This is a genomic window from Streptomyces sp. NBC_01092, assembly GCF_045039535.1.
GTDB lineage: Bacteria > Actinomycetota > Actinomycetes > Streptomycetales > Streptomycetaceae > Streptomyces.
In genome coordinates this window covers 3,021,604-3,034,810 of record NZ_CP108659.1, presented here as the reverse complement: position 1 = coordinate 3,034,810, position 13,207 = coordinate 3,021,604, and the positions used below count along the sequence as shown (strand labels likewise).

General features: G+C 72.1%; 11 protein-coding genes. 5 read left to right on the top strand and 6 right to left on the bottom strand.

Going from position 1 to position 13,207, the window contains the following annotated elements:
* Positions 1-11: 11 nt before the first annotated feature.
* Both OG254_RS13550 and OG254_RS13545 read right to left on the bottom strand, forming a co-directional pair.
* On the bottom strand, positions 12-2,096 hold the full coding sequence (locus tag OG254_RS13550; protein ID WP_405581139.1) for a YhgE/Pip family protein: 2,085 nt from the start codon (positions 2,094-2,096) through the stop codon (positions 12-14).
* Positions 2,068-2,886, bottom strand: coding sequence for an ATP-binding cassette domain-containing protein (locus OG254_RS13545; protein WP_405581136.1), 819 nt, complete (start codon positions 2,884-2,886; stop codon positions 2,068-2,070). The genes OG254_RS13550 and OG254_RS13545 overlap by 29 nt, the downstream gene beginning before the upstream one ends.
* A 166-nt stretch (positions 2,887-3,052) precedes the next feature.
* Between OG254_RS13545 and OG254_RS13540 the strand changes: the two genes are divergently transcribed.
* From OG254_RS13540 to OG254_RS13530, 3 genes are all read left to right on the top strand, one after another.
* Positions 3,053-3,625 (top strand): SAV_6107 family HEPN domain-containing protein, encoded by a 573-nt coding sequence (locus OG254_RS13540; RefSeq protein WP_405581133.1) that lies wholly within the window; start codon positions 3,053-3,055, stop codon positions 3,623-3,625.
* Positions 3,626-3,836: 211 nt separating this feature from the next.
* The gene (locus tag OG254_RS13535; protein WP_351200023.1) at positions 3,837-4,607 is read left to right on the top strand and encodes a methyltransferase; all 771 of its coding nucleotides are present in this window, start codon (positions 3,837-3,839) and stop codon (positions 4,605-4,607) included.
* Positions 4,608-4,896: 289 nt separating this feature from the next.
* A complete protein-coding gene (locus OG254_RS13530; RefSeq protein WP_351200021.1) occupies positions 4,897-5,289 on the top strand; it encodes a DUF3040 domain-containing protein in 393 nt (130 codons plus the stop codon).
* A 198-nt stretch (positions 5,290-5,487) separates the two neighbouring features.
* Here the strand turns inward: OG254_RS13530 and OG254_RS13525 are convergent, their stop codons facing one another.
* The 4 genes from OG254_RS13525 to OG254_RS13510 all read right to left on the bottom strand — a co-directional run bounded on the left by OG254_RS13525 (position 5,488) and on the right by OG254_RS13510 (position 11,147).
* Complete coding sequence (locus tag OG254_RS13525; RefSeq protein WP_405581129.1) at positions 5,488-7,872, bottom strand: DUF3488 and DUF4129 domain-containing transglutaminase family protein; 2,385 nt, start codon at positions 7,870-7,872, stop codon at positions 5,488-5,490.
* Positions 7,869-9,242 carry a DUF58 domain-containing protein gene (locus tag OG254_RS13520; RefSeq protein ID WP_405581126.1) on the bottom strand — a complete coding sequence of 458 codons (1,374 nt, stop codon included), beginning with the start codon at positions 9,240-9,242 and terminating at the stop codon, positions 7,869-7,871. The genes OG254_RS13525 and OG254_RS13520 overlap by 4 nt, the downstream gene beginning before the upstream one ends.
* Entirely contained in the window at positions 9,242-10,282 is a 1,041-nt protein-coding gene (locus OG254_RS13515) for an AAA family ATPase (protein ID WP_405581123.1), read from the bottom strand. The genes OG254_RS13520 and OG254_RS13515 overlap by 1 nt, the downstream gene beginning before the upstream one ends.
* 316 nt (positions 10,283-10,598) lie before the next feature.
* The gene (locus OG254_RS13510) at positions 10,599-11,147 is read right to left on the bottom strand and encodes a beta-class carbonic anhydrase (protein ID WP_405581120.1); all 549 of its coding nucleotides are present in this window, start codon (positions 11,145-11,147) and stop codon (positions 10,599-10,601) included.
* Positions 11,148-11,584: 437 nt separating this feature from the next.
* Between OG254_RS13510 and rsmH the strand changes: the two genes are divergently transcribed.
* Together rsmH and OG254_RS13500 are read left to right on the top strand one after the other, a co-directional pair.
* On the top strand, positions 11,585-12,541 hold the full coding sequence (gene rsmH / locus OG254_RS13505) for a 16S rRNA (cytosine(1402)-N(4))-methyltransferase RsmH (RefSeq protein ID WP_351193692.1): 957 nt from the start codon (positions 11,585-11,587) through the stop codon (positions 12,539-12,541).
* 78 nt (positions 12,542-12,619) lie between these two features.
* Entirely contained in the window at positions 12,620-13,207 is a 588-nt protein-coding gene (locus OG254_RS13500; protein WP_405581117.1) for a septum formation initiator family protein, read from the top strand.

Sequence of the window (13,207 nt, the reverse complement as noted above, 5' to 3'; positions counted from 1 at the left end):
CCCGCGCGCGCTCACAGGCTCAGCTCCGGGTGCAGCCGGTCGAGCGTCCACACCTGACGGCGGCGGGCCGACAGCGCGGTCAGGGCGAGGGCCCCCGCGGTGAAGGCGACGAGCACCACGCACGCGTGCCACACCGGTTCCAGGCCGCCGCCGGTGATCAGCCTCCTGAGGGCCTCGACGATGTAGCTCATCGGCAGGAAGGGGTGCAGCGCGTTGAAGAAGCCCGGACTGGTCTGGACGGGGTAGGTGCCGCCCGCGGACGTCAACTGGAGCATCAGCAGGGCCAGGACGAGGATCCGGCCGGCCGCCCCGAAGCGGGCGTTCAGCCACTGCACGATCGCCGCGAAGCACGCCGTCACGAGGAACAGGAAACCCACCGTGCCGGCCGCGCGCGCCATCTGGAGCCCGATCGCCCAGTGCAGCACGGACATCAGGGCGATGGTCTGCAGCACCCCGATCGCCACCACGGGCAGCCAGCCGGCCAGCGCGATCCGCCACGCCGGGGCGCCCGCGGCGAGCGCGCGCCGGTTCATCGGCGCGATCAGCATGTACGCCACCATCGCGCCCACCCACAGGGACAGCGGGATGAAGTACGGGGCGAACCCGGTGCCGTAGTTGGGCGCCTTGTGCAGATCGTTGGAGAGGAGCTGGACCGGGTCGGCCATGACCTCGGTGCGCTGGTCGCGGTCCTTCTTGTCGTAGTCCGGGATGCGCCCCGCACCGTCGTGCAGCCCGTCCGAGAGCTTCCCGGAGCCGTCGACGAGCTTGTAGATGCCGCCGTTGAGGTCGTACGCGCCGGTCTTCAGCTCGCCCACGCCGCTGTCCAGGTCGGCCGCGCCGCCCTTGGCGTCGCCGAGCCCCGAGTGCAGCTTCTTGGCACCTGCGGCGACCTTCGTGGCGCCCTGGTTCAGCTTGTTGATCCGGGTGACGGCGTCGTCGAGGTCCTCGGAGAGGCGGGGCGCGCGGTCGGCGAGCGCCTGGGCCTGCTTCTGGAGGGTGGCGAGGTGCTTGTCGAGCTTCTTCAGGTCCCCGTCCTGGTCGGCGATCAGCGTGTTGAGGTCGTCGGCGATCGTCGCCACGTCCGCGGCCGACTGCTTCGCCTTCTTCAGGTCGGAGCACGCCGGGTCGGGCAGTACGGGGTCCTCGCAGCGTGCCTTGTAAATGAGGTTCAGCGCGTCGGACGCCGTATGGGCGCCCCTGGCGGCGGCCGGAGCGCGCTCCACCAGGTCGTCGAGGTTGTTGCGGATCGCTCCGGAGGAGTCGGCGACCAGCTGGGCGGTGTCCCCGATGGTCTTCTCGTTGTCCTTCAGGAACGGGCCGATCTTCTCGTCGACTCCGTTGACCCGGTCGGCCAGCGTCTGCGTGCCCTGCGCGACCCGCCTGGAGCCGTCCTCCAGATCACCCGCGCCCTTGTTGAGCTTCTTCAGGCCGCTGGACAGCTTGCCGCTGCCCGCCTTGGCGTCCTTCAGTCCGTCGGCGAGGTCCTTGGAGCCCTTCTCCGCCTTCCCGATGCCGCCTTCGAGCCGGTCGGCGCCGTTCGCGGCCTTGACCGTGGCGCCGTGGATGTCGGAGAACGACACGAAGATCCGGTCCAGGAACGACCGCGACGCCTTCGTGGACGCCGCCTCGCGCACCTCGCTGAAGACCGTCCGCGAGATCTGCCCGACGATGTAGTTGTTCGCGTCGTTCGTACGCACCTGGAGGGCGCCCGTCTCCGGCGAGGCGCCCGCGCTGGAGGCGATCCGCTCGCTGAAGTCGGCCGGCATGGTCAGCGACAGGTAGTAGGTCCCGTCCTCGACGCCCTTCGTGGCCTCGGCCGCGCTGACCTCGCGCCAGTCGAAGACGTCGCTCTCGCGCAGCCCCTTGGTGATGTCGTCGCCGGCCGACAGCTTCTTCCCCTCGACGGCCGCCCCCTTGTCGTCGTTCACGAGCGCCACGGGGATCTTGTCGAGACGGCCGTACGGGTCCCAGAACGACCACAGGTACAGGGCGCCGTACAGCAGGGGCAGCACCAGCAGCGCGACCAGGGCCGCACGCGGCAGCTTCCCCCGGCCGAAGCGCCTCAGCTCAAGCGCGGCCAGCCTCGGCGAGCGCATCGGCGGCCTCCTTTCCGTCGGTTTCCTGCGATTCCCGGGCGGCTGACGGCTCGTCGGTCTCCTGCGACCGCACCACGGCTGACGGCTCGTCGGTCGCCTCGGTGGAGACCTTGACCGTGCCTTCGGGGGCCTCGCTGCACACCGCCACGACCGTGGTCCCGGTCTCGGCCACGGACTTCAACAGCGCCCAGACCTCGGCCCGTTCGGCATCCGAGAGCTTGAGGTCGGTGTCGTCGACGCCGAGCAGCCGCGGGCGCCCGATCAGCGCCAGCGCGAGGGACAGCCGCAGAGCCTCCAGACGCTCCAGATCGCGTACGGCCGTGCGGGAGCCCTTGGGCAGGGAGTCCCGGTCGAGACCCGCGGCCTCGAGCGCGGCGTCGATCCGCAGCCGTGCCTCGGTCCGCCGCTCGGCACGCGGGCGCAGCAGCCCCCGCAGGGAATCGCCGAACCGCCGCTGGAGCAGCGCCCGTTCGTTCAGGTGCTCGGCGACGGTCAGGGCCGGGTCCAGGTCGGTCACACCCGGAACGTGGGCCAGGGCGCTGAAGTGCCGCACCACCGCCATGCGCTTGGGCAGCGCCGCCCCGCCCACGGTCGCGGTGCCCTCGGTGGGCTTCATCCGCCCGGTGAGCGCCAGCAGCAGACACGTACGGCCGGTGCCGGACGGTCCCTCGATCGTGATCAGCGAGCCGGGCTCCGCCTCGAACGAGACCCCGCGGAACGCCCATCCGCGGGGCCCCTTGAGCCCGAGCCCCAGGGCCGTGACGCCGACTCCGGCCACGGTTCCCCCCATCCCTGCCCCCTCAATTTGAACTGACTGGTCAGTGCAAAAGTTAGTCCGAACTGTCGCTCGAAGCAAAACCCCAGGTCAGAACGGATTGTCAGTGCCATACCTCACGATGGGCACATACGGCAGCCCGTATCGGGCATGCCGTTACAACGACGACAGGAGGTTCGTCATGGCCAGCTACCACGCAGCCGCCGCCCACCGGCGCCGCGCCACCGGCCCTGCCCCCTCACTGACCGGCCCGGCGAGCGACGTGCACCCTGTGCTCCGCCGGGCCACGGCCCCGCCCGCCGCCCTCGACCTGCTCGCCCAGGCCCGTGCCGGACTGGACGAGGCCGCCGTCCTCGAAACCCCGAACGAGCGCTACGCAACAGCCCACCTCGCCGCCCTGCGCACCGCCGCCGCCGTGCTCGCGGCGCGGGGCCGCCCGGAGCCCACTACCAGGCGGCGGGCCCGCATACGGAGCGCCTGGGAAGTGCTCCCCGAGATCGTGCCCGAACTCACCGAGTGGAGCGCCCTGTTCGCCTCGGGTGCGCGGCGCCGCGCCCGCGCCGAGGCGGGCATCCAGGGCGCGGCCAGCCGCCGGGACGCCGACGACCTGATACGCGACGTGGCGATGTTCCTGCGCCTCGTCGAGCGAATGCTGGTACTCCAGCCGGTCCTGCCCCAACCGCGCACGGACGCGGACCGGGAGGAGGTGGGCGGGGCGCACCGGGAGAGGGACGACATGCCGGACGCGGGCTGACGGCCCGGCGGCCTCACCGGAGCAGTCGCCGCTCGGCCGTCCGTCGTGCGAGACGGGCGGTGTCGCGCGGCACCGCGATGGCCGGACCGGGTGTCGTAGGCAATAGGGTGGAGGGCGCCTGAAGCCTTCCCACCCCCTGATCCGGGCCGGGGGAGGCAGCCCGTTCGCTCCGCCGTGCAAGCGGCGGTGCCGCGCCGAGGAGTCAACTGCCGTGCCGGACCCGATGCGCCCCCGCGCCTCTCTCCGTACCGCCGTGGTCTGGGAGGTCCTCCAGGACGCCCTGGACCGCCGGGTGAAGGCCACGGGTCGCCAGGCGCTGGACGTCCTCGACACCGGCGGCGGCAGCGGCAACTTCGCCGTGCCCCTGGCCCGCCTCGGCCACCGCGTCACCGTGGTCGACCCCAGCCCGAACGCGCTGTTCGCCCTGGAGCGGCGCGCCGCCGAGGCCGAGGTCGCCGACCGGGTGAAGGGCGTGCAGGGAGACGCCCACGGCCTGTTCGACGTGGTGGAGCGCGCAGGGTACGACATCGTGCTCTGCCACGGCGTCCTGGAGTACGTCGACGACCCCGCCGAGGGCGTCCGCAACGCGGTGGCGGCCCTGCGCTCCGAGGGCGTCCTCAGCCTGCTCGCCGCCGGTCTGGGCGGTGCCGTGCTGGCGCGCGCCCTCGCCGGCCACTTCAAGGAGGCCAAGCAGGCCCTTGAGGACCCGGACGGCCGTTGGGGCAAGGGTGATCCCATGCCGCGCCGTTTCACCGCCGAGCAGCTCACCGAGCTCGTCGAGCGGGCCGGGCTCAGGGTCGGTGCCGTGCACGGAGTGCGGGTCTTCGCCGACCTGGTCCCCGGCGTGCTGGTGGACACCGAGCCCGGGGCGCTGGAGGCGCTGCTGAAGCTGGAGGAGGCGGCGGCCGAGCTGTCCGCGTTCCACTCGGTGGCCACGCAGCTCCATGTGCTGGGCGAGACGAGGGAGACCTCGCAGGCCTGAGCCGAGGTCTGAGCGGACCGCCAGGGTGCGCCTTGATCAGGGACTTGGCGGCACATGGAGTACGCCACAGGCCACCCGATCGCGCGCTCAGCGCCGTATGATCGAGGGAGACCGTTCCGGCATGACGGGTCGGCCGCTGGGGAATGAAGATCTCAGCGAGCCGGGATGTCCATGCCGGAGCCCGGTTGGCCAATTGGCGTAGAGGGGCGGGTTTCACGGGGGCGATTCCCTGCCTATCCTGAAGGGACCCCCCGGGTCGCCCCGGCGACTGCACGATGAGGAGGACTCCGTGCCGCTCTCGGAGCACGAGCAGCGAATGCTCGAGCAAATGGAGCGAGCGCTGTACGCCGAAGATCCCAAGTTCGCGACAGCGCTTGAGGGAAGCGGGCTGCGTACGTACACCCGGCGACGGGTCTACCAGGCGGTCGCGGGCTTCCTCGTAGGTATCGCGCTCCTCATGGCTGGAATGGTCGCCAAGCAGGTGTGGCTCAGCGTGGTGGGCTTCCTCGTCATGCTGGGTTGTGCGGTACTCGCGGTGACCGGCTGGCGCAAGGCCCCCAAGCCGGGCGAACAGCCCGCCGGCGGTACGCAGGCCCGCCGTCAGCCACGTCAGAAGCGCTCCATGATGGACCGCATCGAACAGCGTTGGCAGCGCCGCCGTGACGAACAGGGCGGCCACTAGCTCGACGAGTTGCCAGGCAGCTCCCGGACATGCGTCAGGGGGTGACCACCGACCGGTGGTCACCCCCTGACGCATGTCCTCCCACACCGGAGATCCGGGAGCGGGCCCGGCCGGAGACGCGCGGGCGGGCCCGGCCCGCGAGGAGTGCGGCGCCTCTCCTGCCCGGCGCCGTCACATCCCCTCAGCCCTCGCGAACCCTCACCCCTGCTGCCCCGGCGCGGACGGCCGCCGCCAGGTGGGTCGGGCCGCCGTCGCGCGGCGCTTGACGCTGATCCACCAGTCCGACACCGCCCAGACCACCCGCACGCTGGAGCGTGGGGCCAGCGCAGCGCGTAGGTTCGTCGTCCACTTGGCCCTGGACCGCAGGTCGGCCTGCACGCGCCGGACGTCCTCCGCGAGGCCGGCCGTCGGGCGCGGCGTCGGGGCGTAGAGGACCTGTTCCACCGCGTCGGCGACTCGGTGGACCGAGGCCGCGGCCGGCGGGTCGAGTTGGCCCAGACGGACGATGCGGGCGGCCGACTTGCGCGGGGTCTGGGAGTCGTCCGGGGGAATCCCGAAGTCCCAGGCCGTGTCCGCCAGTTCCTGCCAGACCGACAAGGTGTGCAGCGGTATGTCCGCCTCGGTGCGGCCATGCGCTCCCAGCCGTACCGCTCTCGTCCGTAGCCGCCACAGCATCGGCGCCAGCGGGATCAGCAGCGCCGTCGCCCCGCCGAGAGCCCACGCCAGCAGGACGTACCAAGGCGGGCCTGAGCCGCCGACGGCCACCGCGGCCTCCGGCGACTCGCTCGCGCACAGCTCCGGGTTCTGCCCCGCGCAGCTCTCGCTGGTCGAGGGAGTGGCGGACGGGCCCGTGCTCGCCGACTGCGAGGGCCGCGCCACGTCCGGGAGCGTGGAGCCGGGGGTGTCCGACTGGGTGTACGACGGCACCGAACCACGGGTCGGCGTCGGCTCGAAGCGGGTCCAGCCCACGCCCTCGAAGTACAGCTCGGGCCATGCGTGTGCGTCCTTCAGCCCCACGGAGATGGAGTTGTCACCCTGCGGGGTACCGGGCGCGAAGCCCACCGCGACCCGGGCCGGTATGTCCAGCGAGCGGGCCATCGCCGCCATCGCGAAGGAGAAGTGGACGCAGAACCCCTGCTTGTCCCGCAGGAAGCGGGCGATGGCCCCCGGGCCGCTGCCCACCTTCACGTTGGTGTCGTACTGGTAGCCGCCCGTGATGGAGAAGTACTCCTGGAGCTTGACCGCCTGCTCGTAGTGGCTGGTCGCCCCCTCGGTGACCTGGCGCGCGGTCCGGCCGACCACCCCGGGCAGCGAGTCCGGCAGCTTGGTGAACTCGCGCTTCAGCGCGGCCGGCGGCTCCGGGGCGCCCGCGAGCTGCCCCGCCGTCGGCTGCACGTCGAGGCTGCGCACGGTGTACGTCACCCCGCGCGTGGTCTGGCGGCGGTCGCCGACGACCGTCATGCCGAGCGGTTCGTAGCGCCAGTTGCCGCTGATGTCCACGCCGCTCGGCGGGTACGGCATCGGCAACCAGTTCTGGGCGTACCAGTCCGCGGCCGAGATGGTCGTCTCCACCTCCGCGCGGCGGACGTCGGCGCCCAGGCCGAAGGGGGTGGGGAGCTTGTCCGGCACGGCCTCGATGCTGCGCTTGGACGGCTGCCATGTGGTGCCGTCGAAGTCGTCCAGGGAGACGATCCGCAGGTACATGTTCGACATGTCGGAGGTGTTGGTCTTCACGGACAGGACCTCGCGGTCCTCGTCCACGTTCAGACTGTCGCGCAGCGACACCAGCGGGTTCACCGCGGAGATCGTGCCGCCGCTCCCGCTGCCGGAGCCCACGCCGGTGCCCGCGGCGTCCAGCAGGCCGCCGTTCATCGCGGGCAGCGCCAGCGGAACCACCAGGGCGATGCCCAGCGCGACCATGCCGATGCGCCGGCCGGAGCGGACCGGTGCCACCGCGCCGCTCGGGTCGCCGCCCGGCGTCCGGGGCGCCCCGCCGAAGACCCGGCCCCACTGCGAGAGCCGGTCACGGCCCTCGGCCAGGAGCAGCATCAGATAGCCCGCGGCGGCCACCAGGAACCACAGCCAGTCCGCGCCGCCCTCGGACAGCCCCGCGGCCACGGAGTACAGCGCCAGCAGGGGCAGCCCGGCCGGCGCGGCACTGCGGAACGTCACCGCGAGGGTGTCCACCGCCAGACCTATGATCAGCACGCCGCCGATGAGCATCAGCCGGATGCCGTCCGACAGCGGCGCCGGGATCGAGTACCGGCCGACGTCGTCCGTGCCGGTCTGCAACAGGTCGGCGAAGTGAGCGAAAGCCTCCGGCCCGGGGATCACCCCGATGATCGCCTGCTGGTTGGCGAAGGTCAGGGTCAGCAGCATCAGCGCGACCAGGACCTGCGCGGCCACCGTCAGGGGCCGGGCCAGCGGCACCCGCCGGGTCGCCATGCCCACGCCCGTCTGGATCGCCAGCAGGAAGATCGCCTGGAACAGCCACGTGACCGGGGAGACCAGCGGCAGCAGGGCGCACGCGGCCATCAGCGTGGCCGCCGCGGCGCACAGCGCCATCCGTGTCCGCCCGCTCATGCCGCTCCCCCCTTGCCGAACACGCCACCGCCCGCGGCGGCGTCCGTACGCGCCCGGTCCGCCTGGCGCCACAGCTCGTTCAGCGGAGCGCCCCGCGGCACGCTCAGGGCCGTCCAGCCCGCCTCCCGCAGCATCCGCAGCCGCTCCTCGCTCCTGTCCAACGCGCCGGGCACATCGGTGGGTTCCCGCACCCAGGTCCCGCTGTCCAGCACGAAGGCGACCGCGCCCCCGCTGCGCTGGCGCATCTTCGCGGCCACCGCCGCCTGCTCCTCGTCGAGGTCGCCGAAGAAGGCGACCAGCAGCCCCTCGTTGCCGCCGCGCAGCACGTCGTACGCCCGCGACAGACCCGTACCGTCGGAGTGGTCGATCACCGCGAGGGTGTCCATCATCAGCCCGGCCGCGTCCGCGGACTCCTGGCTCGCGCCCGCGAACCCGTCGGCGCCCTCGCCGGGCACCGAGCTGCCGGTGTCGGTCAGCAGCCGCACGGAGAAGCCCCGCTCCAGCATGTGGACCAGCGCGGACGCCGCGCCCGACACGGCCCACTCGAAGGCCGAGTCCGGGCCCGAGCCCTGGAAGGCCGGGCCACGGGTGTCCAGCAGCACCGTGCAGCGCGAGCGCTGCGGCTGCTCCTCGCGGCGCACCATCAGCTCGCCGTAGCGCGCGGTGGAGCGCCAGTGGACGCGGCGCAGGTCGTCGCCGTAGCGGTAGCCGCGCGGGATCACGTCGTCCTCGCCGGCCAGCGCCAGCGAGCGGTGCCGGCCGTCGCCGTACCCCTTCGCCTCCCCGCTGAAGCGCACCGGCGGCAGCGGCTCCACGCGCGGGATGACCGTGAGGGTGTCGTACGTCGAGAAGGAGCGGGTCAGCTCGCACATGCCGAACGGGTCGCTCAGGCGCAGCTGCAGCGGGCCCAGCGGATAGCGGCCGCGCAGGTCGGAGCGCACCCGGTAGGACACCTCGCGGCGGCCGCCCGGCTCGACCCGGTCCAGCACGAAGCGGGGGCGCGGGCCGAGGACGTACGGCACCCGGTCCTGGAGCATGAGCAGGCCGGTGGGCAGCCGGGAGACGTTGTCCATCCGCAGGTGCACACGGGCCTCGCTGCCTGCGGGCACGCGCGCGGGGGAGAGCCTGCGGCTGCCCGAGACGCGGTAGCGGGTGCGGTACAGCACCATTGCGCAGACCAGCGGGAGCACCGCGAGCAGCAGTCCGACGCGCAGCAGGTCGCTCTGGCCGAGGACGTAGGCGCAGACGGCGGCCGCGACGCCGGCGGCCAGGAAGGAGCGGCCGCGCGTGGTCAGACCGGCCAGTGCCGTGCGGATCCCGCTCTGGTCGCCGCGATCCGCCTCGGCCTGGCCCGTACTGCCGGAGGTCATCACAGCCTCCGTGGCGGCTGCTGGCCGTACGACGGAGTGCCGCGGCCCAGGCCACCGAAGCCGTGCTGCTGCTGCGGCGCGGCGGGCACCGGGGTGCGCTGGAGGATCTCCTGGACGACCTGCTCGGAGGTGCGCCGGTTGAGCTGGGCCTGTGCGGTGGGCAGCAGGCGGTGGGCCAGGACGGCCACGGCGAGGGCCTGCACGTCGTCCGGCAGCGCGTACTCCCGGCCGCTGAGCGCCGCCGACGCCTTCGCCGCGCGCAGCAGATGCAGCGTGGCGCGCGGAGAGGCGCCGAGTCTGAGGTCGGGGTGGGTGCGCGTGGCCGAGACCAGCTCCACCGCGTACCGCCGGACCGGATCGGCGACATGGACGCCGCGCACGGCGTCGATCAGCTTCACGATGTCGTGCGCGTGTGCCACCGGCTGCAGGTCCTCCAGCGGGGAGACGCCGCCGTGCACGTCCAGCATCTGCAGCTCGGCCTCCATGCTGGGGTAGCCGACGGAGACGCGGGCCATGAAGCGGTCGCGCTGGGCCTCGGGCAGCGGATAGGTGCCCTCCATCTCGACCGGGTTCTGCGTGGCCACCACCATGAAGGGGCTCGGCAGCTCGTAGGTCTGCCCGTCGATCGTGACCTGGCGCTCCTCCATGGACTCCAGGAGCGCGGACTGCGTCTTCGGCGAGGCGCGGTTGATCTCGTCGCCGATCACGATCTGGGCGAAGATCGCCCCGGGCTTGAACTCGAAGTCCTTGCGCTGCTGGTCCCAGATGGACACACCCGTGATGTCCGACGGCAGCAGGTCCGGCGTGAACTGGATACGTCGCACCGAACAGTCGATGGACCGCGCCAGCGTCTTCGCCAGCATCGTCTTGCCCACGCCCGGAACGTCCTCGATCAGTAGATGTCCCTCTGCGAGCAGTACGGTCAGCGAAAGCCGTACGACCTCGGGCTTGCCCTCGATCACTCCTTCCACCGCGTCGCGGACACGCTCCACAGTGGCGGTCAGATCAGTGAGGCTCGCTCGATCGTCATAGGTCGTCACCCGGCCCTCCTCGGCCCGTTCTTTCCGGGCCGACGCGATGCGCGGACCGGCCCACCCCTGGAACACGGACACCACGCGTGAAGTGCTCCGCGTGTTGTCACACCCGCATTCTTGCTGCCGTTACCGATTCGTGTCACTCGCCTGTGGACAACTGCCTGCGTTATGTCGGGTCTTACGGCCTTTTGGGCACGCCCGAGCACAAATTGACAGCGGAACGACAGGCGCCGCGGCTGGTTACGCGGGGTCCGTGCGAGGGTCACACGGCGTCCGCGGCACTGCGTCCACGCCGACCGTCGCACGGAGTGCACCGAGGCGGTTACGCGGGGTCGATCTCGCGCAGCCGACCCGTCTTCACGTCGAAGACGAAGCCCCGGACATCGTCGGTGTGCAGCATGAACGGCGAGGTGCGCACGCGCTGCATCGACTGCCGTACGTCCTGGTCGACGTCGCGGAACGCCTCCACGGCCCAGGCGGGGCGCTGGCCGACCTCCAGCTCCAGCTCGCCCCGGAAGTCCTCGGTGATGCTCTCCAGACCGCAGCCCGTGTGGTGGATCAGGACGACGCTGCGGGTGCCGAGCTTGCGCTGGCTGATCGTGAGCGAACGGATCACATCGTCCGTGACGACCCCGCCCGCGTTGCGGATGGTGTGGCAGTCGCCGAGCTCCAGACCCAGCGCGGCGTGCAGGTCGAGGCGGGCGTCCATGCAGGCCACGACGGCGACGTGCAGGACCGGGCGGGCATCCATGCCCGGGTCGCTGAAGGCGGCGGCGTAGTGCCCGTTGGCGTCGACGAGACGGTCGGTGACCGTGCCGCGGCGGGTTATCGCACTGTCGGGGCCGGTGGGAACCGATGCAGAAGTCGTCATACCCATGACGTTACTGGTCACGTCCGCAACGGTCCTGTTGTGAGAGCGGACAAAAGAACGCCATCGCGGCTTGTTGTGAGCTAACCCACAAGGGTGGTGTGAGTGCCTCCATACGAGCCATTTTTCCGGCCGTGCGACTTCGGCGGAACCCGAAGCGGCGACGCGCAGGCCGGTTGATTGACCGCACGACACCGTGGACTAAAGTGACGCGAAGCGGGAGTCGAGACTCCCTGCTGGACTGTTTTCCCCGGAGACACCGGCGATTCTTCCGGAGCTCTCCCCGCGTGCGCGGCGCGTACGTACGGCTCGGCCTCCTCCCGCTCCCGGCCGGCTGACGCTTTTGGCGCCGGCAGGCCTCCCCTTCACTGGGGGTCCCCAGCAAGCTGGGGGAGGGTGGGGACCCGGCGGTGCGTACGGGCCGGATCAGAGAGGGCCCCTTGAGTCAGAGTCGACACGTCCCGGTGATGCTCCAGCGGTGCCTGGACCTGTTGGCCCCCGCCCTTCGGGCGCCGGGAGCGGTGGTCGTCGACTGCACCCTCGGCCTCGGCGGCCACAGCGAGGCCCTCCTGACGCAGTTCCCCGAGGCCCACCTGGTCGCCCTCGACCGCGACAAGGAGGCCCTGCGCCTGTCCGGCGAGCGGCTCGCCCCCTACGGCGAGCGCGCGACCCTCGTGCACGCCGTCTACGACGAGCTCCCGGACGTGCTGGCCAGGCTCGGCATCGCGCGTGTGCAGGGCGTCCTGTTCGACCTCGGCGTCTCCTCCATGCAGCTCGACGAGGCCGACCGCGGCTTCGCCTACGCCCAGGACGCCCCCCTCGACATGCGCATGGACCAGACGACCGGCATCAGCGCCGCCGAGGTCCTCAACACCTACCCGCCCGGCGAGCTCGTACGGATCCTGCGCGCCTACGGCGAGGAGAAGCAGGCCAAGCGGATCGTGGCCGCCGTCGTGCGCGAGCGCGCGAAGGAGCCGTTCAGCAACAGCGCCCGGCTCGTGGAGCTGATTCGGGACGCCCTGCCGCAGGCCGCCAAGCGCACCGGCGGGAACCCGGCCAAGCGCACCTTCCAGGCGCTGCGCATCGAGGTCAACGGTGAGCTCTCCGTCCTGGAGCGGGCGATCCCGGCCGCCGTGGAGACCCTCGGTGTCGGCGGGCGGATCGCCGTCCTGTCGTACCACTCGCTGGAGGACCGGCTGGTCAAGCAGGTGTTCGCGGCCGGTGCCGCCAACACCGCCCCGCCCGGTCTGCCCGTCGTCCCCGAGCAGTACCAGCCCCGGCTCAAGCTGCTGACGCGCGGTGCCGAACTTCCCACGGAGGAAGAGGTCGCCGAGAACCGGCGCGCGGCACCGGCGCGCCTGCGCGGGGCCGAGCGCATCAGGGAGTCCATCGAATGAAGGCCGTGAGGCAGGGGCGGGCGTCCGGGCCCAGGGTTCGAACCCCTGAGTTGGGAAACCGGACCCGGGGGAGGGCGAGTGAGTAGGAAACCCGAACTGAGGGGGCGGGCCGCCCGGCTCGCGCGGCTCTTCCCCCCGGGCGGCGGGCAGGCCGCCCGTGCCCCCTTCGTCCTCCTGGTCGTCCTCCTCCTCGGCGGCGGCCTCATCGGACTCCTCGTGCTGAACTCCGCCCTCAGCGAGGGCGCGTTCCAGAAGGACGACCTCCAGAAGGAGACGAAGACCCTCACCGACGAGGAGCAGTCCCTCCAGCGGGACATCGACGCCTACTCCGCCCCCGACGCCCTTCAGCGCCGGGCCCGCGAACTCGGCATGATCCCGGGCGGTGACCCGGCCTTCCTCGACCCGGACGGCACCGTCAAGGGCGTCCCCAGCGCCGCACCCGCCGGGCAGATCGCCGGCCGCGCCCCCCTCGCTCCAGAGGCCCTCGACGGCGCGTCCTCGGCGTACGGCGCCACGCCGACCTCGCCTCAGCCGGCGGCCACCCCCGACGCGTCCGAGCCCGCGGCCGGCCAGGTCACGGCCCAGACCGTGCCCCAGTACGCGCCTCCCGTCCAGCAGACCGCACCGTCCGCCCAGTCCTCCCCGTACCCGACCCCCGGCAGGTGA

Coding starts and splice junctions, on each gene's coding strand:
- OG254_RS13550 (WP_405581139.1), bottom strand. CDS start 2,096: ATGCGCTCGCCGAGGCTGGCCGCGCTTGAGCTGAGGCGCTTCGGCCGG.
- OG254_RS13545 (WP_405581136.1), bottom strand. CDS start 2,886: ATGGGGGGAACCGTGGCCGGAGTCGGCGTCACGGCCCTGGGGCTCGGG.
- OG254_RS13540 (WP_405581133.1), top strand. CDS start 3,053: ATGGCCAGCTACCACGCAGCCGCCGCCCACCGGCGCCGCGCCACCGGC.
- OG254_RS13525 (WP_405581129.1), bottom strand. CDS start 7,872: ATGAGCGGGCGGACACGGATGGCGCTGTGCGCCGCGGCGGCCACGCTG.
- OG254_RS13520 (WP_405581126.1), bottom strand. CDS start 9,242: ATGACCTCCGGCAGTACGGGCCAGGCCGAGGCGGATCGCGGCGACCAG.
- OG254_RS13510 (WP_405581120.1), bottom strand. CDS start 11,147: ATGACGACTTCTGCATCGGTTCCCACCGGCCCCGACAGTGCGATAACC.